The sequence below is a fragment of the Streptomyces shinuiensis genome (assembly GCF_043660855.1).
In the GTDB taxonomy this organism is placed as follows: domain Bacteria; phylum Actinomycetota; class Actinomycetes; order Streptomycetales; family Streptomycetaceae; genus Streptomyces.
On sequence record NZ_JBIHML010000001.1, the window covers coordinates 2,996,793 to 3,021,043 of the forward strand.

The following is a 24,251-nucleotide window of genomic DNA, read 5'->3' on the forward strand; positions in this document are numbered from 1 at the left end:
GGAGACGGACGGCAGGTCCCCGCGGATCGCCCGGCCACACCTACCGGCGGCCCGTGGGGCCGGGCGGCCCACCGACGGGCCCGGTCGAGGCTGTCGGTGACCAGGGTGCGGGGCACTGTGAGCCCGGCGCCGGCGGCGGCGAGCCGGGCGGGCTTGTGGGCCGAGGCCCGGTGGGTGTCCGGGTGGTGCGTCCCGGGACACGGGCGGACGGGGCGCGGGCCTCCTCGCCGGCAGGCCGGGTGCAGTCCCGTCGCGGGACCGGCGCGTACGCCGCCGGCGCCTCCCGGACCGACGCGTCCCGTGCGGGGCACCGTCCCGTATGACGGACGCGGACGGGCGCGCATACCTGTTGTATCTATGGTGTGTCCATGCCCTCCCCGGTCCCGCCTCCGAACCCGGCACCGGCGCCACCCGCCGCCGAACGCGTCTACACCCACGTCAAACAGGCCGTCCTGGAGCGCCGCTACGAGGGCGGCGCCCTGCTCACCGAGGGCGAGCTGGCCGGAGCGGTCGGGGTCTCCCGCACTCCCGTGCGGGAGGCGCTGCTGCGCCTGGAGGCCGAGGGCCTGATCAGGCTCTACCCCAAGAAGGGCGCGCTCGTCCTGCCCGTCTGCGTCCAGGAGATCGGCGATGTCGTCGAGACCAGGCTGCTGGTCGAGGAGCACGCCGTGCGCAAGGTCACCCCCGCGCCGCGCGACCTGCTGGACCGGCTCGGCGAACTCCTGGAGCAGCAGCGCCGCCAGGCCGGGACCGGCGACCTGGCGGCGGTGGCCGCCACCGACCGCTGCTTCCACGCCACCGTGGTCAGGGCGGCCGGCAACCAGATCCTGGAGCGCCTGTACGACCAGCTCCGCGACCGCCAGCTGCGCATGGGCGTCGCCGTGATGCACTCCCACCCCGACCGGATCGCCAAGAACATCACCGAGCACACCGAGATCCTGCGCGCGCTGTGCACGGGGGACGCGGAGGCCGCCGCCGAGGCGGTGCGCGGCCACGTCGGCTCCGTACGGCACCTGCTGCGCGGTGAGGTCCGGTGAGCGGCGGGAGCCTGCCCGGAACAGCGGCTTCCGGAGCGCGGCACGGCGGCCCGCGGGCCGCCTTCGTGTGGGGGCTGGGCGTCGCCGTCTACTTCACCGCCATCACCTACCGCACCAGCCTGGGCGTCGCGGGCATCGACGCCGCCGACCGCTTCCACATCAACGCCTCGGCCCTGTCGACCTTCTCCATCCTCCAGCTCCTGGTCTACGCCGGGATGCAGATACCCGTCGGCCTGCTGGTGGACCGCTGGGGCACCAGGAAGGTCCTGACCCTGGGCATCGTGCTGTTCACCACCGGCCAGTTCGCCTTCGCCCTCTCCGGCTCGTACGCCATGGCGCTGGCCGCCCGCGCGCTGCTGGGCTGCGGCGACGCCATGACGTTCATCAGCGTGCTGCGGCTGGGCTCCAACTGGTTCCCGCCCCGCCGCGGTCCGCTGATCGCCCAGGTGGCGGCGCTGTTCGGGATGGCGGGCAACCTGCTGACCACGCTGGTCCTGGCACGTCTGCTGGCCGCCTTCGGCTGGGCGCCGACCTTCGCGGGCAGCGCCGGGCTGGGCGTGCTGGTCCTGGTGCTCGTCCTGCTCTTCCTCAGGGACCGGCCCGAGGGTGCCCCCGCTTCCCCGCCCTCCGCCCCGTCCGCCGCCGCCCCCGGGCCGGGACCGGCGCGCGAGCCCGGCTACGTACGACGCCAGCTCGCCGAGGCGTGGCGCGAGCCGGGCACCCGGCTGGGCATGTGGGTGCACTTCACCACCCAGTTCCCCGGCATGGTCTTCCTGCTGCTGTGGGGGATGCCGTTCCTCGTCGAGGCGCAGGGCCGCACCCGCGCCGAGGCCGGCACCCTGCTGACCGCGGTGGTGCTCTCCAACATGGCCATCGGCCTGGTCTACGGCCAGGTCATCGCCCGGCACCACAGCGCACGGGCGCCGATCGCGCTCGGCACGGTGCTGGCCACGGCAGCCGCCTGGGCGATGGTGCTGTGCTGGCCGGGGCGGGCGCCGCTGTGGGCGCTGGTCCTGCTGTGCGTGGTGCTCGGCGCCTGCGGTCCGGGCTCGATGATCGGCTTCGACTTCGCCCGCCCCGCCAATCCGCCCGAGCGGCAGGGCACGGCGTCGGGCATCGTCAACATCGGCGGCTTCACGGCGTCCATGGCCACCCTGCTGGCGGTGGGCGTCCTGCTGGACGCGACCGGCGACGACTACCGGACAGCGTTCGCCTCCGTCTTCGTCCTCCAGGCGCTGGGCACCGCCCAGATCCTCCGGCTGCGCGGCCGGGCGCACCGCCGCGAGCGCGAGCGGGTGGTGGCCAGCCGCGTCGAGGCGGTGCACGTGCCGGTGTGAGACGGGCTGCGGCCCCGGGGCCGCCCGTGGCTCAGGGTGTGACGGCGAAGTGCGCGAGGATCGCGTCCGCGAGGGCCCGGTCGCCCTCGGCCTTGAGGTTCTCGCGCACCGCCGCGGTCCGCACCCGCCCGCAGGCCAGCCGCAGATACGTCTCCCAGTCCAGCGCCAGCGTGACCGCCGGCCCCAGCGAGACACTGCCGTCCACCGTGCCCCGGCCCTCGGCGTCCACGCGCACGGTCCGCATGAACTCCAGCGGCCCGCTCACATCGAGGACGACCGCCGAGTTCGGCGGTGCCCCGGCGTCCTTGGCGACCACCTTGGGCAGCTCGTGCAGCAGCACGTCCCGCGCGACGTACGCGCCGGGGGAGTCCAGGTTGCCCGGCTTGCCCAGCGCCCGCCGCAGGTCCTGCTCGTGCACCCACACGTCGAACGCCCGCAGCCGCAGCGCCCACTCCAGCGTCATCTCACGGCCGAGCGGGGTCATCACCATCGTCGACGGGTCGCGCTTCTCGTTCCGGAGCTGGCGGGAGCGGCGGATGATCGTGTACTCCAGCTCGCTGGTCATCTCCGGCGCGGTGTGGCAGCGCCGCACGTCCACCTGGACCTCGACGCGGCGGCTGACCTCGTCCTTCACATGGAACAGGTCCCGCGGCAGCGTGTGGATGGGGCGGGGGTCGCCCAGCATCTCGCACTCCGACCCGATGACATGGGAGACGATGTCGCGGACCGACCACCCGGGGCACTCGGTCGCGTGGTTCCACTCGCCCTCGACCAGCGGGGAGACCAGCTCGGATATCGCCTCGATGGAGTGGGCCCAGGCGTCGGCGTAGGGCTGAAGGCTAGGGTGGTCGGTCAACGGGACCCCTCGGATACGTGCTGAATACGTGTGGATGGTGTGGGTTCGCGGACTGGGTGCTCTCAAGTTACGCTGCGGGCGAGCAGCCTGACAGGCCTTTCGGGTGACGATCGTAGGCTGCTTTCGACCGGCTTTCGACCGGCGTTTGGCCCCCTCGAACCCATGGACGGTGGTACGGTGCGCGCCTCTCTCATCCAGATCGGTGTGGACGGGGACGAAACGGTCGAAGCGCGCCGCGTGCGGGCCGCCTCGCTCGTACGCGAGCAGACCGCCTCCGATCTGGTCGTACTGCCCGAGCTGTGGACGGTCGGGGCCTTCGCCTTCGACTCCTTCGAGGCCGGCTCCGAGCCGCTGGACGGACCCACCGCGCGGGCCATGTCCGAGGCGGCCCGTGAGGCGCGCGTCTGGCTGCACGCCGGATCCGTCGTGGAACGGGCCGAGCACGCCGGCGGCCCCGGCGGAACGGCTCTGTACAACACCTCCCTGGTCTTCTCCCCCGACGGCGAGCGGATCGCCGCGTACCGCAAGATCCACCGCTTCGGCTTCGACCGCGGCGAGGCCACCTTGATGTCCGCCGGCGCCGAACCGGTCACCGTCGACCTGCCCGGCATCACCCTGGGCCTGGCCACCTGCTACGACCTGCGCTTCCCCGAACTGTTCCGCGCGCTGACCGACGCCGGTGCCCGGGCGCTGGTGGTCCCGGCGGGCTGGCCCGACCGCCGCGCCTCCCACTGGTCCCTGCTGGCCCGCGCCCGCGCCGTGGAGAACCAGGCGTACGTGCTGGCCTGCGGCACCGCGGGCACCCACGCGGGCGTCCCCCAGGCGGGCCGCAGCGCGATCATCGACCCCTGGGGCGAGACCCTGGCCGAGGCGCCGGACGCCGGGGAGCGGGTCGTCACCGCCGAGCTGGACCCGGCGTACGTCGACAGGGTCCGCGAGGACTTTCCCGTCCTGCGGGACCGGGTGCTGCGCTGAGCGTGCCCGCACCGGCCCGCCGGGCAACCGCGCCGCCGCCGCGGCACGTCGTACCCCCGGAGGACCGGACGGGGAGGGCGCATGGCACGGACGGCGGGAGCGCGGCGCCGGTGGGGCGCGGACGCGGCGGGACGCACCGCCTGGACGCGGGGCCGCATCCCCGCCGCGCTCGCCGTGCTCACGGCCGGGGCGGCGGCGTTCCACTCCCTGGTCCCGGGCGCCGTGCTCGGGCTGGGCAGCCTGCTGGAGTCCTTCCTGCCGTGGCTCGGTCTCGCCGTCCCCCCGCTGCTGGCCGCGGCGCTGGTGCGCCGCTCGGCCCTCGCCCTGGTGGCGCTGGCGCTGCCGTCGGCGGTCTGGCTCGCCCTCTTCCACGACACCCTGACCCCCCGGGGTGAGGACGCCGTCGGCGCCGCGGCCCGTACCGCACTCCTCACGGCCGTCCAGCACAACGCGAGCGACGAGAACCGCGACCCGGCCGCCACCGCGCGGGCCCTGGCCGCCGCCGGTCCCGACATCGTCGCGCTGCAGGAGCTGACCCCCGCCGCCCTGCCCGTCTACGGCGAGGTGCTGGCGCGGGAGTACCCGCACCACGCGGTGGTGGGGACCGTCGGCCTGTGGTCCAGGCACCCCCTGACCGGCACCCGCCCGCTGGACATCCGCCCCGCGGACCTCGGTCCCGACTGGAACCGCGGGCTGCGCACCGCCGTACGCACCCCGCACGGCGACATCGCCGTGCACGTGGCCCATCTGCCCTCGGTCCGTGTCCGCGCGACCGGCTTCGACACGGAGTGGCGGGACGAGAGCGCCGCCCTGCTGGGAGGGGAGCTGCGGGCGGAGGAGCTGCCCCGCGTGATCGTGCTGGGGGACTTCAACGGCACCCTGGACGACCGCGGGCTCGCTCCCGTCCTGGCCGGTGTGGACTCCGCCGGCCGGGGGGCGGTGGACGGCTTCTCCTTCAGCTGGCCCACGGCCTTCCCCGTCGCCCGGATCGACCACGTCATGGCCCGCGGCGCCGCCGTCACCCGCCTGCGGACCCTTCCCGCCACCGGCAGCGACCACCTCCCGGTCGCGGCCCGGATCGCGCTCCCGGCCGCGTAGGGCGTACGCGCGGCGGCGGGGAACGGCGGTGGGGAACGGCGGTGGGGGCGGCGGCGGAAGACATACGCGCGAGTGGTCTAGACAACCGGTTGGCGCGCGACTACGGTGCGCTAGGTCTAGACCAATGCCCGTCGGTCTGGCGCCGCCCAGTCGCACCTCGTCGCATGTCCGGAAAGCTCGCGGACCCCCACCCCCAGGAGCACACCGTGCGAAGGAAGACCGCCCCCGCCCCCGCCGTCCCCCCGGCCCTCCCGGACGGAGGCCGCGACCACGTCGTCGGACTCTTCCGCGCCGTCGTCGGCTTCCTCCTCGCCTGCCACGGCGCGGCCACCCTCTTCGGCGTGCTCGGCGGCCCGCACGGCGGCCGCGTCCCGGACATCGGCCAGTGGCCCTCCTGGTGGGCGGCGGTCATCCAGCTCGCCGGCGGCCTCCTGGTGACGCTGGGCCTGTGCACCCGGACCGCGGCGGTGGTCTGCTCCGGCTCGATGGCCTACGCGTACTTCACCGTGCACCAGCCCAAGAGCCTGTTCCCCATCGAGAACGGCGGCGAGTCCGCCGCGCTGTTCTGCTGGGCCTTCCTGCTGACGGCCGCCCTCGGCCCCGGCCGCTGGTCACTGGACGCCCTCCGCGCGGGCCGCGGGGAGCCGCGCGAGGACGCGCGCGGGACATTGACACACTGGAAGGCATGAACAACCCCGCTCCCGCCTCAGCCGCCCCCCGCCGGCGTGCCCGTGTCCGTGCCCCCGAGCTGACCGGCAGGGGCGGCTGGCTGAACACCGGAGGCGAGAACCTGACGCTCGCGGACCTGCGGGGCAAGTGCGTCGTCGTGGATTTCTGGACCTTCTGCTGTGTCAACTGCCTGCACGTCATCGACGAGCTGCGCGAGCTGGAGGAGCGCCACGGCGACACCGTGGTGGTCGTCGGCGTTCACTCGCCCAAGTTCGTCCACGAGGCCGAGCACCGGGCCGTCGTCGACGCCGTCGAGCGCTACGGGGTGCACCACCCCGTCCTGGACGACCCCGAGCTGGCGACCTGGAAGCAGTACGCGGTGCGCGCCTGGCCCACCCTCGTCGTCATCGACCCCGAGGGGTACGTCGTCGCCCAGCACGCGGGTGAGGGGCACGTCCACGCCATCGAGAAGCTGGTGACGGAGCTGGAGGCCGAGCACGAGGCCAAGGGGACGCTGCGGCGCGGCGACGGCCCGTACGTGCCGCCGGAGCCGGAACCGACCGATCTGCGCTTCCCCGGCAAGGCGCTCGTCCTGCCCTCGGGCAACCTGCTGGTCACCGACACCACCCGGCACCAGCTGGTGGAGCTGGAGCCGGACGGCGAGACGGTGGTGCGGCGGATCGGCGAGGGGACGCGCGGGCTGGCGGACGGGCCGGGGGAGAAGGCCCGCTTCAACGAGCCGCAGGGCCTGGCGCTGCTCCCGGACGGCCGGGTGGCCGTCGCCGACACCGTCAACCACGCGCTGCGGGCCTGGGACCCGGCCGGCGGCGGGGTCACCACGCTCGCCGGCACGGGCCGCCAGTGGTGGCGGGGTTCGCCGACGGCCGGGCCCGCGCGCGAGGTGGACCTGTCCTCGCCGTGGGACGTCGCCTGGTGGCAGGGGCGGCTGTGGATCGCGATGGCGGGCGTCCACCAGCTCTGGGCGTACGACCCGGAGGCGGGGACGGTCTCGGTCGCGGCGGGCACCACCAACGAGGGCCTGGTGGACGGTCCGGCGGATCAGGCGTGGTTCGCGCAGCCGTCCGGGCTCGCGGCGGCCGGGGACCGGCTGTGGGTCGCCGACTCCGAGACCTCGGCGCTGCGCTGGGTCGAGCGCGGCGGCGGTGACGGCGGCGGTGAAGACGGCGACAGCGCGGGCGGCGGATTCGTGCTGCGCACGGCGGTCGGCACCGGCCTGTTCGACTTCGGCCACCGCGACGGAGCGGCCGGCCGGGCGCTGCTCCAGCATCCGCTGGGCGTCACCGCGCTGCCCGACGGATCGGTGGCGGTCTGTGACACCTACAACCACGCCCTGCGCCGCTACGACCCGGCGAGCGGCGAGGTCACCACGCTCGCCACGGATCTGCGCGAGCCGTCCGACGCCGTCCTGGCGGAGGACGACATCGTGGTCGTGGAGTCCGCCCGCCACCGGCTGACCCGGCTGCGGCTGCCCGAGGAGGCGGTGCGGGTCGAGTCCGTCGCCCACCGCACCCGGCGCGAGGCGACCGAGGTGGCGCCGGGGGCGCTCCGGCTGGACGTGGTCTTCCAGGCCCCGCCCGGCCAGAAGCTGGACGAGCGCTACGGCCCCTCCACCCGGCTCCTGGTCGGCTCCACGCCGCCGGAGCTGCTGGCGGACGGCGCGGGTCAGGGCACCGGCCTGGGCCGGGAGCTGGTGCTCGCCGACGGCGTCGCCGAGGGCGTGCTGCACGTCTCGGCGATGGCCGCCTCCTGCGACGACGACCCGGCGACGGAGTACCCGGCCTGCCATGTCCACCAGCAGGACTGGGGCGTGCCCGTACGCGTCACGGCAGGCGGCGTCTCCCGGCTGCCGCTGGTGCTGGCGGGGCTGGACGGCGACGCGTAGCGCCCGGCTGCGGGCCGCCCCCGGAAGAGGGGGCGGCCCGCCGGGCGCCTGATCCGCGGGCCGGGAGGCCCGGCCCGCGGAAAGTAACGCCTGGTGCCTGTGATCTTCCGCGGAGTAGGGTGCCCACCGGAGACCGGGGCGGCCTTTCGCACCGCCCCTCGACCAGGACCAGGACTCCGCGCCCGGGCGTGCTGTGCCCGCCGCGCACGGCCGGCGCGGCCGACACCACGGAGACCGGAAAGCGAGCAGCCATATGCAGGCGAGCACCCATGCGCGACCGACGTTCGTACTGGTGCACGGAGCCTTCGCGAACTCCTTCTCCTTCGCGCCGCTCCAGGCCGAACTCGCTCTCCTCGGGCACCGCTCGGCCGCCGTCGACCTCCCGGGTCACGGGTTCGCGGCGACCTACACCCGCGCCTACCAGGCGCCGCAGGACCCCGAAGGGCTCGCCACCGCGCCCGGTTCGATCAAGGGGGTCACACTCGCCGACAACGCCGCGCACCTGATCGGGTTCCTGGAACGGGCCAGGCGGAACGGCCCGGTGATCCTCGTGGCCCACAGCCGCGGCGGCGTCACGGCCACGGCCGCGGCCAACGCGCGGCCGGATCTGATCGACCGCATCGTCTACGTCTCGGCCTGGTGCCCGGTCGTCCTCGACGTGGGCGACTACTACGCCGAGCCGGAGATGGCCGGGGTCGACGCCGCCTCACTGGCCCTGGCGATGGCCGGGAACCCCGCCGAACTCGGCCTGCTGCGCGTCAACTTCCGCACCGCGGACCGGAACGCCCTCGCGGCGCTCAGGGCGGCGTTCCTCGCCGACGGCACAGACGAGGAGTTCCTGGCCTTCCTGAACACCTTCCAGCCCGACGAGAACCTGGACGCCGGCACCTCGGCCGACCGGGCGCGGGCCGCGACCTGGGGGAGGATCCCGAAGAGCTTCGTACGCCTGGCCGACGACGCGAGCATGCCGCTCGCCATGCAGGACCGGCTGATCCGCGAGGGCGACGAGCTGACGCCGGACAATCCCTACGACGTCCGCACCCTCGCAGGCAGCCATCTGAAGTGGCTGGTCGACCCGGCGCCGGCGGCCCGGGTCCTGGACGAGATCGCCGAGCTCACGGTCCGGGCCGCCGGCTGAGCGCCCGGCACCTCGTGCGCCCCGGCCCCCGGTGGGGACGCGGCGCGGCCCGGTCCGGGAACACCGGACCGGGCCGCGTACACGTCGCGCGGACGCCTTCCCTCCGGCGCCGCGTCAGGCGCGCCACTGGTGGCGGTGGTTCTCCTCGACGACCGGGGCCGCCGGGCTCGGCGGCTGCACACGGCGGCGCTTGAAGATGGCCACGTACGACGCCAGCCCGATGAAGCCGACCGCCATGAGGATCAGGCCGATCACATCGAGATTGACCCCGGAGATATCCCAGTTCACCCCGAAGGTCAGGATCGCGCCCACCGCGATCAGTACGATGGTCAGTGCCATGCCCATGAAGAACCGCCTCCGTCCGGCTGGTTGAGGGCCCGTTCAACCAATCGCGTACCCCTGGGAGGGACTTGCATTCCGGGCGGCGTTCGCACTCCCGGAACCCGGCCCGCCCGGCCGTTTCCGACGGCCTGTCGGCGAACGCCGCGGACCTGAGCCGACCCGCCTCCGTCAGGCCTCCAGAAAGGCCGTCAGGGCGTTCGCGAGCAGGAACGGGTCGTCGGCGCCGCACAGTTCGCGGGCGGAGTGCATCGACAGGATCGCCACACCGATGTCCACGGTGGCGATGCCGTGCCGCGCGGCGGTGATGGGGCCGATCGTCGTGCCGCAGGGGACGGCGTTGTTGGAGACGAACGACTGCCACGGCACCCCGGCCCGCTCGCAGGCGGCGGCGAAGACGGCGCGGCCGGTGCCGTCGGTGGCGTAGCGCTGGTTGACGTTGACCTTGAGGATCGGGCCGCCGTTCGGCATCGGGTGGTGGCCCGGCTCGTGGCGCTCGGGGTAGTTGGGGTGCACGGCGTGGCCGGTGTCCGAGGACAGGCAGACGGTGCCCGCGTACGCCCGCGCGCGGTCCTCGGGGCCGCCGCCGCGGGCGAGGACGGAGCGCTCCAGCACGTTGCCCAGCAGCGGGCCGTCGGCTCCGGTGTCGGACTGGCTGCCGTTCTCCTCGTGGTCGAAGGCGGCCAGTACCGGGATGTACGGCAGGTCACCGGCCCCGGCGGCCGCGATCAGGGCGGCGGCGCCGGCGTGGACGGAGAGCAGGTTGTCCATGCGCGGCCCGGCGAGCAGTTCGCGGTCGCGGCCGAGGTAGGCGGGCGGCTCGACGCTGTGGACCATCAGGTCCCAGCCGGCGATGTCGGCGGCGTCCAGGCCGGCCTCGGCGGCGAGGAAGTCCACCAGGTCGCCCTCGCGGGGCTCGCCCAGGCCCCAGACCGGCGTCATGTGGCGCTGCCGGTCCAGCTTCAGGCCGTCGTTGGCCTGCCGGTCGAGGTGGATGGCGAGCTGGGGGACGCGCAGCAGCGGCCGGTCCGCGTTCACCAGTCGGGTGGAGCCGTCGCGCAGGGCCAGCCGCCCGGCCAGGCCCAGATCGCGGTCGAGCCAGGTGTTGAGCAGGGTGCCGCCGTAGATCTCGACGGCGATCTGCCGCCAGCCGGCCGCGCCGGTGTCCGGTGCGGGCTTGACGCGCAGGTTCGGGGAGTCGGTGTGGGCGCCGACGATCCGGAAGGGGGTGGCGGGCGTGGCGCCCCCGGGCACGTACCAGGCGATGACCGCGCCGCCGCGCAGCACGTACCGGCCGCCGCCCTCGCCGTCCCAGGCGTCGGTCTCCTCCAGCCGCCGGAATCCCGCCCTCTCCAGCCGCTCGGCGGTGGTCGCGACCGCGTGGTACGGGGTGGGTGAGGCCGTGAGGAAGGAGGCCAGGTCGTCGGTGTGGCCACGGTCGAAGCGGCTGGAAGTGCTCATGTGCCCAGCATACGAACGGCGGGGGTCCCGCTCCCCCCTGACCTGGGAACGGGACCCCCGCCTGCCCGGCGTCCGCCCGTCCCGGGGACGGGCGGACGCGGGTGCCGTACGGAGCCGGGTCCCGGCCGGGACCCGGCTCCGAGCTCCGGTCGGAGCCGGCTCTGAAGGAGGCTCAGAAGGCGGCCTCGTCCAGCTCCATCACCGACAGGTCGGTGGCCTCGGCGATCTGCCGCTCGACGCCGACGCCCGGCAGGATGTTCGCGGCGAAGAACTTCGCGGCGGCGATCTTGCCCTCGTAGAACGCCCTGTCCTTGGCGGCGGCGCCCGGCAGCTTGTCGGCGGCCACGGCGGCGCCCCTGAGGAGCAGGTAGCCGATGACGACGTCGCCGGAGGCCATCAGCAGGCGGGTGGTGTTCAGGCCGACCTTGTAGATGGACTTGACGTCCTTCTCGGTGGCGGCCAGGTCGGTCAGCATGGTGCCGACGATGGCCTCCAGGTCGCCGGCGGCCTTGGCGAGCTGCTCGCGGGCGCCGGCCAGGTCCTCGCCGCCGGCGGCCTCGGCCAGGAACTTCTTGATCTCCTCCGACAGGGCGGTCATCGCCTGGCCCTGGTCGCGGACGATCTTGCGGAAGAAGTAGTCCTGGCCCTGGATCGCGGTGGTGCCCTCGTAGAGGGTGTCGATCTTGGCGTCCCGGATGTACTGCTCGACCGGGTACTCCTGCAGGTAGCCGGAGCCGCCGAAGGTCTGCAGCGACTGGGCGAGCTGCTCGTAGGACTTCTCCGAGCCGTAGCCCTTGACGATCGGCAGCAGCAGGTCGTTCAGGCGCTTGGCGGCGGATGCGTCCTCGCCGGCGGTCTCCTTGGCCAGGACCTCGTCCTGGACGGTGGCGGTGTAGAGCACCAGCGAGCGCATGCCCTCGGCGTACGCCTTCTGCGTCATCAGCGAGCGGCGCACGTCGGGGTGGTGGGTGATGGTGACGCGCGGGGCGGTCTTGTCCGTGAACTGGGCCAGGTCGGCGCCCTGGACGCGCTCCTTGGCGTACTCCAGCGCGTTGAGGTAGCCGGTGGACAGGGTGGCGATGGCCTTCGTGCCGACCATCATCCGCGCGAACTCGATGATCTTGAACATCTGGCGGATGCCGTCGTGCTTCTCGCCCATCAGCCAGCCCTTGGCCGGGCGGTTGGCGCCGAAGGTCATCTCGCAGGTGTTGGAGGCCTTCAGGCCCATCTTGTGCTCGACGTTGGTGGCGTAGGCGCCGTTGCGCTCGCCGAGCTCGCCGGTGGACCAGTCGAAGTCGTACTTGGGCACGATGAACAGGGACAGGCCCTTGGTGCCCGGGCCGTGGCCCTCGGGGCGGGCGAGGACGAAGTGCACGATGTTCTCGGACATGTCGTGCTCACCGGAGGTGATGAAGCGCTTGACGCCCTCGATGTGCCAGGAGCCGTCGTCCTGCCTGATCGCCTTGGTTCGGCCGGCGCCCACGTCGGAGCCCGCGTCGGGCTCGGTGAGGACCATGGTGGAGCCCCACTGCCTGTCGGCCATGAGCTCGGCTATCTTCTTCTGCTCCTCGGTGCCCTCCTCGTGGAGGACACCGGCGAAGGCGGGGCCGGACGCGTACATCCACACGGCCGGGTTGGAACCGAGGATGGTCTCGGCGAAGGCCCACAGCAGGGAGCGCGGGACGGTGGTGCCGCCGATCTCCTCCGGGATGCCCAGCCGCCACCACTCGGCGTCCATGTACGCCTGGTAGCTCTTCTTGAAGGACTCCGGGACCGGAGCGGTGTTGGTCTCGGGGTCGAACACCGGCGGGTTGCGGTCGGCGTCCTCGTAGGAGGCGGCCAGTTCGTTCTCCGACAGGCGGGCGACCTCGGCCAGCACGCTCTTGGCGGTCTCGACGTCCATCTCCGCGAACGGGCCGGTGCCGTACACCGTGTCGCGGCCGAGTACCTCGAAGAGGTTGAACTCGATGTCGCGGAGATTCGACTTGTAGTGCCCCATGGCGACGGCTCCGTAGTGGATAGGGGGAGGAGACTCCTCCCTACGCGTACCAGAAAGTAGCTCTCATCATGCTACCCGTCGGTAATAAGAAGCAACCCGATCCGCGCGACTGTGATGGAACTCCCCGGAGGCCGCCTTGACGCCGGACCGCCCCCGCGGCGGGGCGGGAGGGGGTCCGAAGTCGATACGCTTGCGCCCATGTACGGCTACGACCAGACCGGAAACGCGGGGCAGCACGCCGGTCACGGCGGCCACACCGGCCACCCGGGGCACACCGGCCATCCCGGGCACGGCGCACACGCCGGACAGCACCCCGGACAGCACTACGGGCAGCAGCCGCCGCCGTCCGGTTACGGCCAGCAGCCGCTCTACCCGGAGCCCTCGCCGCCGTCGCTGGCCGAGGCCGTACGGGCCTTCACCACCGGGGTGATGTCCCCCGAGGACTTCCAGGCGATCTTCGCCACGTCGAAGGTGTACTGCCCGCGCGGCGACACCCCGGGCTTCCTGGCGCTGCACAACACCCAGCAGCCGGTGATCCCGATGTTCACCACGCTCAAGGAGCTGCGCGCGTACGCGGGCAAGGAGTCGAAGTACTTCGTGATCACCGGCGCGGAGGTGCTCGACCTGCTGCCGTCGGGCTACGGCTTCGTGCTGGACATGGAGGGCGAGCACCGGATCGTCTTCGACGCCAAGGCGGTCGAGGAGATGGTCGACTTCGCGATGCGCCGGATGTACGGCTGATCCGCTGATCCGCGCGGGGCGTGACCGGGTGCGGCCGGGCGCCCGGAGCGCGGGGGCGCCGCAGGGGGCTGCCGGGGGCGTGCGGGCAGTGGGAGTTCGCGCCGCCCGTGCCGTGCGCTCCTGGCGTTCTGTTGAACGTTGAAATACTCTGGTGCCTCCAGGCTTCCCGAGGAGGTCCAGATGCCGGCGATCACCGCCGAGAACCCGCTCGCGCTCCCCCGTGTCACCGCTCCGGCGGACGCCCGCCCGCGCCGCGTCCTGCACACGGCCACGGCTCCCTCCGGCTTCGAGGGCGAGGGCTTCCCGGTGCGCCGGGCGTTCGCCGGGATCGACCACGTGCACCTGGACCCGTTCATCATGATGGACCAGATGGGTGAGGTGGACTACGAGGCCGGCGAGCCGAAGGGGACCCCCTGGCACCCCCACCGGGGCTTCGAGACCGTCACGTACATCATCGACGGCGCCTTCGTCCACCGGGATTCCCACGGCGGCGGCGGCACCATCTCCGACGGCGATACCCAGTGGATGACCGCGGGCTCCGGTCTGCTGCACATCGAGACCCCGCCCGAGGAACTGGTCGTCTCCGGCGGCCTCTTCCACGGCCTGCAGCTGTGGGTCAACCTGCCGGCCAGGGACAAGATGACCGGCCCCCGCTACCAGGACATCCGCGGCGGCGGCGTCAGGCTGCTGACGTCGGGCGACGGCGGTGCGCTCCTGCGCGTCATCGCGGGGGAGCTGGACGGCCACGAGGGCCCGGGCGTCACGCACACGCCGATCACGGTGATCCACGCCTCGGTGAGCCCCGGCGCCGAGGTCACGCTCCCCTGGCGTCCGGACTTCAACGCCCTCGCGTACGGCCTCGCGGGCCGGGGTTTCGCCGGCGGGGAGAGGCGGCCCTTCGGGATGGGCCAGACGGCCGTCTTCGGCGACGGCGGCGCGCTCACCGTCCGCGCCGCCGCGGAGCAGGACTCCCGCAGCGAGAACTTCGAGGTGGTCCTGCTCGGCGGCCTGCCGATCCGCGAGCCGGTGGCCCACTACGGCCCGTTCGTGATGAACAGTCACGCCGAACTGGTCCAGGCGTTCGACGACTTCAGGACGGGACGGCTGGGGACGGTCCCGGCCGACGCCCACTGACGCGGCGCGGACGTGCGGACGCGGGGCCCGGCCGCTCAGCCCCAGTCCGGCCCCTCGTCGGCCTCGTGGAGCTCGAACCAGATGCTCTTCCCCGCGCCCCTGGGCTCCACCCCCCACGAGTGCGCCAGCATCTCCAGCAGCAGCAGACCGCGTCCGCGGGAGGCCAGCTCGCCGGGGTGGCGCCGGTGGGGCAGCTCGTCGCTGGAGTCCGCGACCTCGACACGCAGCCGCCGCGAACCGGGCCCGCCCTCCAGTTCGGCGCTGAGCGTGGCGTCCCACTCGGTGTGGACCAGGGCGTTGGTCAGCAGCTCCGACAGCAGCAGGACGGCGCCCTCCACCTGGTCCTCCACCGCCCAGTCGAACAGCAGTTCGCGCAACTGGTGGCGGGCGTCGGCGATCCGGATCTGCTCGGACTGCGACACCGACATCACCAGACGGCGCACCAGGGGGCGCGGGCGCGCCTCGGGCGCGCCGCCCTCGCGGTTCAGCAGCAGCAGCGCGATGTCGTCCTCGCGTCCGCCCGCGCGCGGTTCCATGCCGTGCCCGGCGCCGGTCGCATGGCGGGTCGGAGCACCCTGCATCGCGCGGATCAGCGTGTCGGCGAGGTTCTCCGGCGATCCCCCGTGCTCTCCCAGGACCTTGCGCAGCCGCTCCCATCCGGCGTCGTAGTCCAGGCCGCCGGCCTCGATGAGCCCGTCGGTGCACATCAGCAGCGTCTCGCCCCGGCCCAGCGCCACCCGGGTGGTGGGGTAGCCGGCGTCCCCGACGACCCCCAGCGGCGGCCCGGGCGTCACCGAGCAGGTCAGCACCGCGCCGTCGGCCAGGCGGAGCACCGGGTCGGGGTGGCCGGCGCGGGCGATGTCGAGCGCGCCGTCCGGATCGGCCTCCACGTACAGGCAGGTGGCGAAGCGGTGGTCGTCGGCCGGATCCGCGTCCGCCCGCCCGGCGGCGCTGCCGGGTTCGGGCAGGTCGCCGGTCTCCATCCCGGCCAGGAAGCGGTTGGCGCGGGCGAGCACCGCGTCGGGCCGGTGCCCCTCCGCGGCGTAGGCGCGCAGCGCGATCCGCAGGTGCGTCATGACCCCCGCGGCGCGTACGTCGTGCCCCTGTACGTCGCCGATGACCAGGGCGGTGCGGCCGGACGGCAGCGGGATCACGTCGTACCAGTCGCCCCCGACCTGGAGGCCGCCGCCGACCGGCAGGTACCGGCTGACCACCGTCATGCCCGGGACGGCGGTGCGGTGGGCGGGCCGCATGGTGCGCTGGAGGCTGTCGGCCAGTTCCCGCTTGGACTCCTGGACGTACACCCGTGACAGGGCCTGCGACAGCATCCGCGCCACCGACACCAGTAGCTGGCGCTCGTCGGGGGTGAAGGCGAGGGGGGTGTCGAAGGCGAGCAGCCAGGCGCCGATCGTCCGGCCGCCCACGATCAGCGGCAGATAGGCCCAGGCCCGGCGCCCGTGGCTCTCGACCAGGGGCCAGACGGCGGGGAAGCGGCGGCGGTAATCGTCGGGGGAGGACAGGTAGACGGCCCGGCCGGTGCGGACGGCCACGCTGCCGGGATAGTCGCTCTCCAGCGTCGTCTCGCCGACAGCCCGCCGGCGGTGCTCGTCCGGCCCGTAGAAGCCGATCGGGGTCAGCCGGTCCCCCTTGACGCCGTAGATGATCTGGGAGGAGGGCGCGAGGCCGGGCAGCGACATCTGGGCCACCACCCGCAGTACCTCCTGCGTGGTCTGCGCCTCGGCCAGCGCCTTTCCCACGTCCAGCAGGAAGGCCTCGCGCGAGTGCCGCCACTCGGCGACGGCCGGGGCCCGGGCGGCGGGGGACTGCACGGCCGGGGTGGACGCGCCCGGGGGCCGCTCGGAGGCGATCTCCACCGGATACGTCTCCAGGGGGATCTCCGAGACGTTCCTGCCGGCCCCGGCGGAGCCGGTCGGCCAGGGAACCTCGGTCAGCAGTCCGTACAGCACGAAGGACTGGCCCGGCTCCGGCCCCATCAGGGTCCGCCCGGCCAGGGCCAGCCGGTTGCGCACGATCCGCAGGACGGTGCCGTCGGGCGCCACCACCCGCTGCAGCGCCTCGGCGATCGTGCCCTCGGCGATGGCGAGGGCGGCGACGTTGGCCAGTTCGGCGTAGTCGAGTGCGTGGAAGCGGGAGCGCAGGGCGCTCTCGGTCAGGACGGTCTCCTCGGGGGGCAGGCCCAGCAGCCGGGCGGCGGTGGCGTCCAGCGTCATGACGCCGGCCGTGTTGTCCCAGCGCCACAGGCCGACTCCGTTGGCAGCGAGAATGTCCTCGGTGTGCACTTTTCCACCTTATGTGCTCACTTCCGGGGGCACCCGGTGGAAGGCGGGCCGGACGGTAGTCTGTGGGGCGTGTGCGCCCCTCGCCGACGAGCGGCCGGCGGCCCGACACCAACCGACAACCTGACGACTTGGACGAATGATGCATCGGTACCGGTCCCACACCTGCGGCGAGCTCCGTGCCGCGGACATCGACACGGATGTCCGCCTCTCCGGCTGGCTGCACAATCGGCGGAACCTGGGCGGCATCCTCTTCATCGATCTCCGCGACCACCACGGGATCGTCCAGCTCGTCGTCCGCCCCGACACCGACCCCTACGAGGCGCTGAGCTCGATCTCCAAGGAGTCGGTCGTCCGCGTCGACGGCCGGGTCGTCGCCCGCGGCGAGGAGAACGTCAACCCCGAGCTGCCCACCGGCGAGATCGAGGTCGAGGTCGCCGAGGTCGAGGTGCTGGGCGGTGCCGGCCCGCTGCCGTTCACCATCAACACCGAGGACGGCGTGAACGAGGAGCGGCGTCTGGAGTACCGCTTCCTCGACCTGCGCAAGGAGCGCATGCACCGCAACATCATGCTGCGCTCGGCGGTCATCTCCACCATCCGGCAGGAGATGACGGCACTCGGCTTCAACGAGCTGGCCACCCCGATCCTGTCGGCCACCTCCCCCGAGGGCGCGCGCGACTTCCTGGTGCCCTCCCGGCTGCACGCGGGGAGGTTCTACGCGCTGCCGCAGGCCCCGCAGCAGTTCAAGCAGCTCCTGATGATCGCGGGCTTCGACCGCTACTTCCAGATCGCGCCCTGCTTCCGCGACGAGGACGCCCGCGCCGACCGCTCGCCGGGCGAGTTCTACCAGCTCGACATGGAGATGAGCTTCGTCGAGCAGGAGGACGTCTTCGGCGTCATCGAGAAGGTCATGACCGACCTCTTCGAGAAGTTCGGCAACGGGCGCCACGTCACCTCGCCCTTCCCGCGCATCCCCTTCCGCGAGGCGATGCTCAAGTACGGCAGCGACAAGCCGGACCTGCGCGTGGGGCTCGAACTGACCGACGTCTCGGACGTCTTCGCCGGCTCGGAGTTCAAGGCGTTCGCGGGTAAGCACGTGCGCGCCCTGGCCGTGCCCGGCACCGCCGGCCAGCCGCGCAAGTTCTTCGACCAGATGGGCGAGTTCGCCGTGGAGCAGGGCGCCAAGGGCCTGGCCTGGGTGCGCGTGGGCGACGACGGGAAGCTGACCGGCCCGATCGCCAAGTTCCTCACCGGGGAGAACGTCTCCGCGCTGCTGTCCCGCCTGGACGCCGGGCCGGGCACGGCCGTCTTCTTCGGCGCGGGAGAGTTCGACGAGGTCTCGAAGATCATGGGCGCGGTCCGCGTCGAGGCCGGGCGCCGCACCGGCCACTTCGAGGAGAACGTCTTCCGCTTCTGCTGGATCGTCGACTTCCCGATGTTCGAGAGGAACGAGGACACCGGGCAGATCGAGTTCTCCCACAACCCGTTCTCCATGCCGCAGGGCGGCCTGGAGGCGCTGGAGACCCAGGATCCGCTGGACATCCTGGCGTGGCAGTACGACATCGTCTGCAACGGCGTCGAGCTGTCCTCCGGCGCGATCCGGAACCACGAGCCGGAGATCATGTACAAGGCCTTCGAGATCGCCGGCTACAGCCACGAGGAGGTCGAGCGCGAGTTCGGCGGCATGCTGCGCGCCTTCCATTTCGGCGCCCCGCCGCACGGCGGCATCGCCCCGGGCATCGACCGCATCGTGATGCTGCTGGCGGATGAGCCCAACATCCGCGAGACCATCGCCTTCCCGCTCAACGGCAACGCCCAGGACCTGCTGATGGGCGCCCCGAGCGAGGTCGACGAGGCCCGGCTGAAGGAGCTTCACCTGTCGGTGCGCAAGCCGCCGCAGGTCAAGAAGGCCGACTGACGGGCACGGCGTCACGCGCCGACGGGCCGGGACCGCGCCGCGGTCCCGGCCCGTCCGCATCTCACAGGAAGCGGCGGACCGGCGTCACGGCGGCCTCCCGCACCCGCTGCACGACCGGCCGCCTGCGCCAGCGGGCGCCCACGATGCGCACGCTCCGGCCCAGGTCCGCGTCGTAGTCCCGGTCCAGCCCCGCGGTGAAGTCCTCGTCCAGGACGACGAGCATGACCTCCTCGTCGTGGTCCATCGAGCGCCGGTTGAGGTTTGTGGAGCCCACCAGCGAGGCGATCCCGTCCACCGTCACGGTCTTGGCGTGCATCATCGTCGGCTGGAAGTGCCAGATCCGCACCCCGCACGCCAGCAGTTCCTCGTAGTGGTTCTGCCCGGAGAGCTGGGAGGCCCGCTGGTCGGTGTGCGGGCCGGGCAGCAGGATCTCCACCTCCACCCCGCGGCGCGCGGTGGCGCACAGCATCTCGACGAAGTACGGGTCGGGCGCGAAGTACGCCGTGGCCAGCCGTACGCGCTCCTGCGCCGTCTCCAGCACCACCCGCAGCAGCGTCTGCATGTCCTGCCAGCCGAAACTGGCCGAACCGCGCACCACCTGCACCACGGAGCCGCCCTGCGGCTCGTGCTCGACGAAGCGGTCCCGCTCGTCGAACAGCACCTCCGCGCACTCCGCCCAGTTCTGCGCGAACGCGGCGGCGATGCCGTCCACGGCCGGGCCGCGCACCCGCACATGGGTGTCGCGCCACTCGCGCTCGTCGCGGGCGTCGCCGCACCACTCCTGGGCGATCCCCACCCCGCCGGTGAAGGCCGTCCGCTCGTCCACCACCAGCACCTTGCGGTGGCAGCGGTGGTTCTGTTTCAGCGGGGAGAGCCACAGCGGCTTGCGGAACCAGGCCACCCGCACCCCGGCCCGGTCCATCATCTCCAGCAGGTCCTTCTCGATCAGCCGGCTGCCGAAGCCGTCCAGCAGCAGCCGCACCCGCACCCCGGCGCGGGCGCGCTCGGCCATGGCGTGGGCGAACTCGCGGGCGATCTCGCCGCGCCAGTACACGAACGTCATCATGTCGACGGTGTGCTCGGCGGCCCGGACGCTCTCCAGCATCGCGGGGAAGATCTCGTCCCCGTTGCGCAGCGCGGTCAGCTCGTTCCCCTCGGTCGCGGCGATCCCGATCAGCCGCTCCAGCCGCCGCCGCAGCCGCCGCTTGCGCCTGTCCGCCTCGTCGTTCACGACGCCCATGGCCCCTTCCTCCCGGGCTCCTGGACTTCCGCCGAATCGAAAATCCTCTCGGTCCGCTTATGCCCACCGATCCGGTTCTCACAGATCGCTTCCGAACCAGTGGTCCCGCCTTCTCCGTTCCGGTCGGGGACCGGGTGGGTGGGGCCGGGCGGCGAGATGCTCCAGCAGCTCCTGGTGACGGAACTGGTAGGCGCCCCCGGCGGCGCGCAGCAGCCCGATCTCGTAGCAGTGGTGGAGCAGGTTCCCGAGCCGCCATGGAAGCCTGCGGCGTGTGCACAGAAGAAGTGAGGCGTGGCGCAGTGTCGCCGGCCCGCCCAGCACGGCGCGCAGTCCCCGGGCGGCGGGGACCGTGTCCTTGAGCGACAGCAGGAAGCCCCACCCGACGACGAGGACCAGTCCGAGGATCGCCATGGTGGGAATCAGGGCGGGGCCTTTGAACAGGAAGAACTGCTCGTAGGCGGGCAGCGCCAGGATTTCCACGCTCTCCAGCGCTCCGATGAGGGCGGCCGAGACCAGGCAGGCGGTCAGGTCGCCGCGCAGCGCGCTGCGCGGATCGCCGGCGGAGTGATGCCGGGGGCCGAGCGTGAGGTGGAGCAGGCAGCCGAAGCCCACCCAGCCGGGTACGACCGGCCAGTGGACGAACTCCCCGGCGGGATACGGGAACGTCCCGGACGCGGACTGACCGAGCCGCTCGTAGAAGAGGGCGCCGCCCACCCCGCCGAAGGCTCCGCTCACCAGCGCCGCCGTCGCCGTGCGCCGGAGCCCGGAGGGTGTGGTGAGGGGCCGCAGGGACAGCCGCGCCGGCTGCGGCCAGGCGACGGCGTAGGCCGCCGCGCCCGCCACGACCACCCACACCGCCGAGAAGGCGGCCAGACTGTCGGTCGTGCTGTTGGAGCTGTCGGTCAGGACGAAGGGCACCAGGAACAGCAGGAGGACCAGCGCGAAGAGCAGCCCGCTGACGACACGGGCCCTGCGGGGGCCGGCCAGCGGCCACAGCTCGTGGAGCACGATGTCCGTGCCCGACAGCCGGCGGCCCGCCACCGTGCGGGGCGGCATGGCCGTGTTGCCGTGCAGATAGGCGGCGAGGACCGCCAGGTGACGCCATACGGCCGCCGGGTCCGGTCGCGCCCGGGACCGCCGCCCGCCCTCCTCGGGCGGTGCGTTGACGGCCGCCTTGACGAAGCGGTCCAGCAGGTAACCGTGGAGCTCGCCGCTCTCCGCCAGACGCACCAGGTCCTTCGGGTCGCGGAGGAACGCGCCGCTTTCGGGGTCGCGCTCCTCGTACACGACGGCCGTCAGCGTCAGCCGCCAGGGGGTGTCGAGGGCGTCGACCAGCATGGCGGGGGCCGAGGGCGCGCCCAGCGCGTCCAGCAGGGGCTCCCAGCGGGCGAGGTTCCGCGCCGAGTAGCCGACCCTGGATTCGAGGTAGGAGCGGATGTCCCCGGTGGCCACCCGGGCGATCTCGATCCGCGTCGCTCCCTGGAGCTGGGCCTCTGCCGCGACCAGCGCCTCGTAGTGCGGGCGGCGGCAGGTGAGGACCACAGGGGCCTTCTCCTCCCGCCAGTGGTGGTCCTCGACGGCACGCAGCAGTTGCGCGGCCCGGGAGTTGTAGCCGGGCCGCGGGGCGGCGTCCATCTCGTCCAGGCCGTCGACGACCGGCATCACGAGGTTCGCGTCCACCACGGAGCGGGCCTCCCGGCGGGGCAGCTGGAACGCTTCGGTCAGATGACGGACGAGCCAGTCCCGCACGGAGCCGCCGGGCCAGGAGGACGCGGACAGACGGACCGCAACAGGCTCGGCGGGGGCGCGGCCCCGCGTCAGCCCGAGGATCAGCGCCACGGCGAGAACGGTCTTCCCCGTCCCGGCGTCCGCGGAGCCGTCACCGGCGGAGCCCGTGACGGCCAGGCGGCCGGGGGAGAGGGAACGGTAGTACGCGGCGATGTCGCGCATACCGCCTCCGGTCCGCCCGCCCCCCTCTCCGCCGGAGGCGGCCCCCGGGTCCGCGGTCCGGGTGAACCGGAGGTCGATCCTGGTGTTGAGGGCCTGGCGGTCGCCGCCGAGGAGCTGTTTGTACTGCCGTCCCTCCTCCGCCAGGACCGCCTCCGCCAGTTCCGCGGCGATCGTCGCCGCGGTCCGGTGCTCCCGTAACGCCCGGACGGCGGCCCACAGGCCCCCCACCGCGAGGCCCACGCCGGCCAGTCCCACCAGGAGCCCCGCGGTGTCTCCGGTGCTGCCGCCCCCCTCCCGTAGCGCACCGGCCGTCCAGGCCACGGAGGCCAGGCACAGCAGCCCGCACAGCCAGGCCGCCGTGTAACTCACCGCGCGTCGCCAACTCGTCACCACCTCCCCATCGTCTCCGAGGGGGCATGGCGGGTAGCCGGCAGTGACCGAATCGTGAGGCCGCCCGAACCGGAGACCGGGAACGGCTCCTGGCGCGGGCCTTCGCGGGGGCGGAGGCTGTGCGGCATGGAGTGGAGCACGGGGGAGAGGACGGGGGCGGCCGTCTGCGCACCGGCGGTCCTGCTGGGGGGCGCGGCCTGCTCGGCGGAGCGGGAGGAGCCGTTCAGCGACCGGGCCGTGATCGAGGTCGACCGGCCGGTCGCACCGGTCGACGAGGCGGTGCGCATACGCGTCACCGACCTGGCGCCGGGACAGGAGATCACAGTCTCCGCCGAGACCGGCAGCCTGCACGGCGACCGGCGCAGCCGGGCGGTCTTCCGCGCGGATGGGAAGGGCGTGGTCGGTCTGGCCCGGGCCGAGCCGCCGCGGGGCACTTACGGCGGGGCCGACGGCATGGGCCTGTTCTGGTCGATGAAGGCGGAGCGCGAAGGCGTCGGGGCCTACTGGAGCGAGCCCCCGCACCAGCGACCCGGACTCGATGTCCGCCTGACCGTCACCGGCAGGGGCGCCGGGCTCGCCGAGCGGACCCTGACGAGGCTCCAGATGGCCGGGGGCTTACGGCACCGGGAGCTGACCGTGGACGAGGACGGGGTGGCCGGCACGCTCCACCTGCCGCCCAAGGGGGCTCCGAAGGCCGCGCCCGCGCTGGTGATCGGTGGTTCCGAGGGCGGCGACAGCATGCGGGGCATCGCCGCGCTGCTCGCCTCGCGCGGCCATCCGGCGCTCTCCGTCTGCTGCTTCGACTGCGAGGGGCGGCCGAAGGAGCTTGCGCGGATCGGGCTGGAGTACTTCGCCGGGGCCGCCGGACTACTCGCCCGGCAGCGCGCCGCCGCCCCCGGCCGTCTGCTCGTCATCGGTTCGTCGCGCGGCAGCGAACCGGCCCGGATGCTCGCGCAGTACCACCCCGGGCTCGTCGAGGACGCCTACTTCCACCGCGGGACGCCGCAGGGCCTGCGGGAGGCGGGCACCGTGCCCGGGATCACGGGCCGTCTGCCGGGGTACGCCGCGATCCCGTACGCCGTCGGCGACTTCGACGGCGACGGTCGCGACGACGTCCTCGCCCGGCCCCGGGAGCAGGGCGGGCTGATCGTCGTGTCCGGCGACGCGAAGGGCCTGGGGCGGGGGCGGGGCCCGGTCGCCCTGGAGGGGGTCAGGGCGTCCTACGTCCGCGCTCCGGCCGTCGGCGACCTGAACGGCGACGGCCGCGACGACGTGGCCTTGCGCACCCCGGGGAAGGACCGCCGCGTCGGCCGGGTGACCGTCCTCCTCGGCGGCCCCGGAGGGCTGGACGACGGCCGCGCCACCGTGATCGACCGGTACGCCATCGGCCTGGACGGCAGGCCGGCGCACTCCGGCGACCGGGACTTCTTCGGCCTGGACCTCCACATCGCCGACCTGGACGCCGACGGCCGAGCCGAGCTCCTCATCGGCACCTTCGGCTTCGACCAACCGCGCAAGGACGCCGGTTACCGGATCCTGAGCGGGACGGAGCCGGGCCCGTCCACCACCGACCGCCGCTTCGTGGCCACGAAGGACTTCGGCGGCTGACCCGGGTGCCGGCCCGCACCCCCGCCCCGTACGCGGCCGGGGCCCGGCAGCGGCGCCTCCCTTTCGGGAGGACCGCTGCCGGGCCCCGGATGCCGCACCGCTCCCCGTCCCCACGGGCCGGTGCGGCCGGGGCCGCCGCGCCTTCCGCTCGCGCGCCGGCG

General features: G+C 73.4%; 18 protein-coding genes. 11 read left to right on the forward strand and 7 right to left on the reverse strand.

All coding sequences use genetic code 11. The annotated features are described in order from the left end of the window. Positions 1 to 368: 368 nt before the first annotated feature. Both ACGRHY_RS13550 and ACGRHY_RS13555 read left to right on the forward strand, forming a co-directional pair. The gene (locus tag ACGRHY_RS13550) at positions 369 to 1,037 is read left to right on the forward strand and encodes a GntR family transcriptional regulator (RefSeq protein WP_394635598.1); all 669 of its coding nucleotides are present in this window, start codon (positions 369 to 371) and stop codon (positions 1,035 to 1,037) included. Next, complete coding sequence (locus tag ACGRHY_RS13555) at positions 1,034 to 2,374, forward strand: MFS transporter (protein WP_394635599.1); 1,341 nt, start codon at positions 1,034 to 1,036, stop codon at positions 2,372 to 2,374. Before ACGRHY_RS13550 ends, ACGRHY_RS13555 begins: the two co-directional genes overlap by 4 nt. Positions 2,375 to 2,405: 31 nt before the next feature. Here ACGRHY_RS13555 and ACGRHY_RS13560 read toward each other — a convergent pair whose 3' ends face one another. Then, on the reverse strand, positions 2,406 to 3,230 hold the full coding sequence (locus ACGRHY_RS13560) for a maleylpyruvate isomerase family mycothiol-dependent enzyme (RefSeq protein WP_394635600.1): 825 nt from the start codon (positions 3,228 to 3,230) through the stop codon (positions 2,406 to 2,408). A 177-nt stretch (positions 3,231 to 3,407) separates the two neighbouring features. Here ACGRHY_RS13560 and ACGRHY_RS13565 point away from each other — a divergent pair, with 177 nt between their 5' ends. The 5 genes from ACGRHY_RS13565 to ACGRHY_RS13585 all read left to right on the forward strand — a co-directional run bounded on the left by ACGRHY_RS13565 (position 3,408) and on the right by ACGRHY_RS13585 (position 9,013). After that, complete coding sequence (locus ACGRHY_RS13565) at positions 3,408 to 4,205, forward strand: carbon-nitrogen family hydrolase (RefSeq protein WP_394638037.1); 798 nt, start codon at positions 3,408 to 3,410, stop codon at positions 4,203 to 4,205. An 81-nt stretch (positions 4,206 to 4,286) separates the two neighbouring features. Continuing rightward, positions 4,287 to 5,303 carry an endonuclease/exonuclease/phosphatase family protein gene (locus tag ACGRHY_RS13570; RefSeq protein ID WP_394635601.1) on the forward strand — a complete coding sequence of 339 codons (1,017 nt, stop codon included), beginning with the start codon at positions 4,287 to 4,289 and terminating at the stop codon, positions 5,301 to 5,303. Positions 5,304 to 5,509: 206 nt separating this feature from the next. After that, entirely contained in the window at positions 5,510 to 5,992 is a 483-nt protein-coding gene (locus tag ACGRHY_RS13575) for a DoxX family protein (RefSeq protein ID WP_394635602.1), read from the forward strand. Beyond that, entirely contained in the window at positions 5,989 to 7,875 is a 1,887-nt protein-coding gene (locus ACGRHY_RS13580) for an NHL domain-containing thioredoxin family protein (protein ID WP_394635603.1), read from the forward strand. Before ACGRHY_RS13575 ends, ACGRHY_RS13580 begins: the two co-directional genes overlap by 4 nt. 253 nt (positions 7,876 to 8,128) lie before the next feature. Next, a complete protein-coding gene (locus tag ACGRHY_RS13585) occupies positions 8,129 to 9,013 on the forward strand; it encodes an alpha/beta hydrolase (RefSeq protein ID WP_394635604.1) in 885 nt (294 codons plus the stop codon). Positions 9,014 to 9,127: 114 nt separating this feature from the next. Here the strand turns inward: ACGRHY_RS13585 and ACGRHY_RS13590 are convergent, their stop codons facing one another. The 3 genes from ACGRHY_RS13590 to ACGRHY_RS13600 all read right to left on the reverse strand — a co-directional run bounded on the left by ACGRHY_RS13590 (position 9,128) and on the right by ACGRHY_RS13600 (position 12,812). Then, the gene (locus ACGRHY_RS13590) at positions 9,128 to 9,358 is read right to left on the reverse strand and encodes a DUF6458 family protein (protein ID WP_093850961.1); all 231 of its coding nucleotides are present in this window, start codon (positions 9,356 to 9,358) and stop codon (positions 9,128 to 9,130) included. A 165-nt stretch (positions 9,359 to 9,523) separates the two neighbouring features. Further along, a complete protein-coding gene (locus ACGRHY_RS13595; RefSeq protein WP_394635605.1) occupies positions 9,524 to 10,813 on the reverse strand; it encodes a M18 family aminopeptidase in 1,290 nt (429 codons plus the stop codon). A gap of 172 nt (positions 10,814 to 10,985) precedes the next feature. Next, positions 10,986 to 12,812 (reverse strand): acyl-CoA dehydrogenase, encoded by a 1,827-nt coding sequence (locus ACGRHY_RS13600; protein ID WP_394635606.1) that lies wholly within the window; start codon positions 12,810 to 12,812, stop codon positions 10,986 to 10,988. 198 nt (positions 12,813 to 13,010) lie between these two features. On the opposite strand from ACGRHY_RS13600, the gene ACGRHY_RS13605 reads away from it, so the two are divergent. Together ACGRHY_RS13605 and ACGRHY_RS13610 are read left to right on the forward strand one after the other, a co-directional pair. After that, complete coding sequence (locus ACGRHY_RS13605; protein WP_394635607.1) at positions 13,011 to 13,553, forward strand: SseB family protein; 543 nt, start codon at positions 13,011 to 13,013, stop codon at positions 13,551 to 13,553. 180 nt (positions 13,554 to 13,733) lie between these two features. Then, positions 13,734 to 14,687 carry a pirin family protein gene (locus ACGRHY_RS13610; RefSeq protein ID WP_394635608.1) on the forward strand — a complete coding sequence of 318 codons (954 nt, stop codon included), beginning with the start codon at positions 13,734 to 13,736 and terminating at the stop codon, positions 14,685 to 14,687. 35 nt (positions 14,688 to 14,722) lie between these two features. On the opposite strand, the gene ACGRHY_RS13615 is transcribed toward ACGRHY_RS13610, so the two are convergent. Continuing rightward, positions 14,723 to 16,987: a SpoIIE family protein phosphatase gene (locus tag ACGRHY_RS13615; protein ID WP_394635609.1), complete on the reverse strand. Its 2,265-nt coding sequence runs from the start codon at positions 16,985 to 16,987 to the stop codon at positions 14,723 to 14,725. 139 nt (positions 16,988 to 17,126) lie between these two features. Between ACGRHY_RS13615 and aspS the strand changes: the two genes are divergently transcribed. After that, positions 17,127 to 18,902: an aspartate--tRNA ligase gene (aspS, locus tag ACGRHY_RS13620; protein ID WP_394638038.1), complete on the forward strand. Its 1,776-nt coding sequence runs from the start codon at positions 17,127 to 17,129 to the stop codon at positions 18,900 to 18,902. A gap of 61 nt (positions 18,903 to 18,963) precedes the next feature. On the opposite strand, the gene ACGRHY_RS13625 is transcribed toward aspS, so the two are convergent. Together ACGRHY_RS13625 and ACGRHY_RS13630 are read right to left on the reverse strand one after the other, a co-directional pair. Then, positions 18,964 to 20,142 carry a phospholipase D-like domain-containing protein gene (locus ACGRHY_RS13625; protein ID WP_394635610.1) on the reverse strand — a complete coding sequence of 393 codons (1,179 nt, stop codon included), beginning with the start codon at positions 20,140 to 20,142 and terminating at the stop codon, positions 18,964 to 18,966. A 78-nt stretch (positions 20,143 to 20,220) separates the two neighbouring features. Next, positions 20,221 to 22,482 (reverse strand): hypothetical protein, encoded by a 2,262-nt coding sequence (locus ACGRHY_RS13630; protein WP_394635611.1) that lies wholly within the window; start codon positions 22,480 to 22,482, stop codon positions 20,221 to 20,223. Between the two features lie 126 nt (positions 22,483 to 22,608). Between ACGRHY_RS13630 and ACGRHY_RS13635 the strand changes: the two genes are divergently transcribed. Next, complete coding sequence (locus ACGRHY_RS13635; RefSeq protein WP_394635612.1) at positions 22,609 to 24,090, forward strand: acyl-CoA thioesterase/BAAT N-terminal domain-containing protein; 1,482 nt, start codon at positions 22,609 to 22,611, stop codon at positions 24,088 to 24,090. Positions 24,091 to 24,251: the final 161 nt, after the last annotated feature.

Bases quoted from the DNA above. Each gene is read 5' to 3' on its own strand.
- ACGRHY_RS13550 (WP_394635598.1), top strand. From the start codon at position 369: ATGCCCTCCCCGGTCCCGCCTCCGAACCCGGCACCGGCGCCACCCGCC.
- ACGRHY_RS13570 (WP_394635601.1), top strand. From the start codon at position 4,287: ATGGCACGGACGGCGGGAGCGCGGCGCCGGTGGGGCGCGGACGCGGCG.
- ACGRHY_RS13580 (WP_394635603.1), top strand. From the start codon at position 5,989: ATGAACAACCCCGCTCCCGCCTCAGCCGCCCCCCGCCGGCGTGCCCGT.
- ACGRHY_RS13585 (WP_394635604.1), top strand. From the start codon at position 8,129: ATGCAGGCGAGCACCCATGCGCGACCGACGTTCGTACTGGTGCACGGA.
- ACGRHY_RS13590 (WP_093850961.1), bottom strand. From the start codon at position 9,358: ATGGGCATGGCACTGACCATCGTACTGATCGCGGTGGGCGCGATCCTG.
- ACGRHY_RS13595 (WP_394635605.1), bottom strand. From the start codon at position 10,813: ATGAGCACTTCCAGCCGCTTCGACCGTGGCCACACCGACGACCTGGCC.
- ACGRHY_RS13600 (WP_394635606.1), bottom strand. From the start codon at position 12,812: ATGGGGCACTACAAGTCGAATCTCCGCGACATCGAGTTCAACCTCTTC.
- ACGRHY_RS13605 (WP_394635607.1), top strand. From the start codon at position 13,011: ATGTACGGCTACGACCAGACCGGAAACGCGGGGCAGCACGCCGGTCAC.
- ACGRHY_RS13610 (WP_394635608.1), top strand. From the start codon at position 13,734: ATGCCGGCGATCACCGCCGAGAACCCGCTCGCGCTCCCCCGTGTCACC.
- aspS (WP_394638038.1), top strand. From the start codon at position 17,127: ATGCATCGGTACCGGTCCCACACCTGCGGCGAGCTCCGTGCCGCGGAC.
- ACGRHY_RS13625 (WP_394635610.1), bottom strand. From the start codon at position 20,142: ATGGGCGTCGTGAACGACGAGGCGGACAGGCGCAAGCGGCGGCTGCGG.
- ACGRHY_RS13635 (WP_394635612.1), top strand. From the start codon at position 22,609: ATGGAGTGGAGCACGGGGGAGAGGACGGGGGCGGCCGTCTGCGCACCG.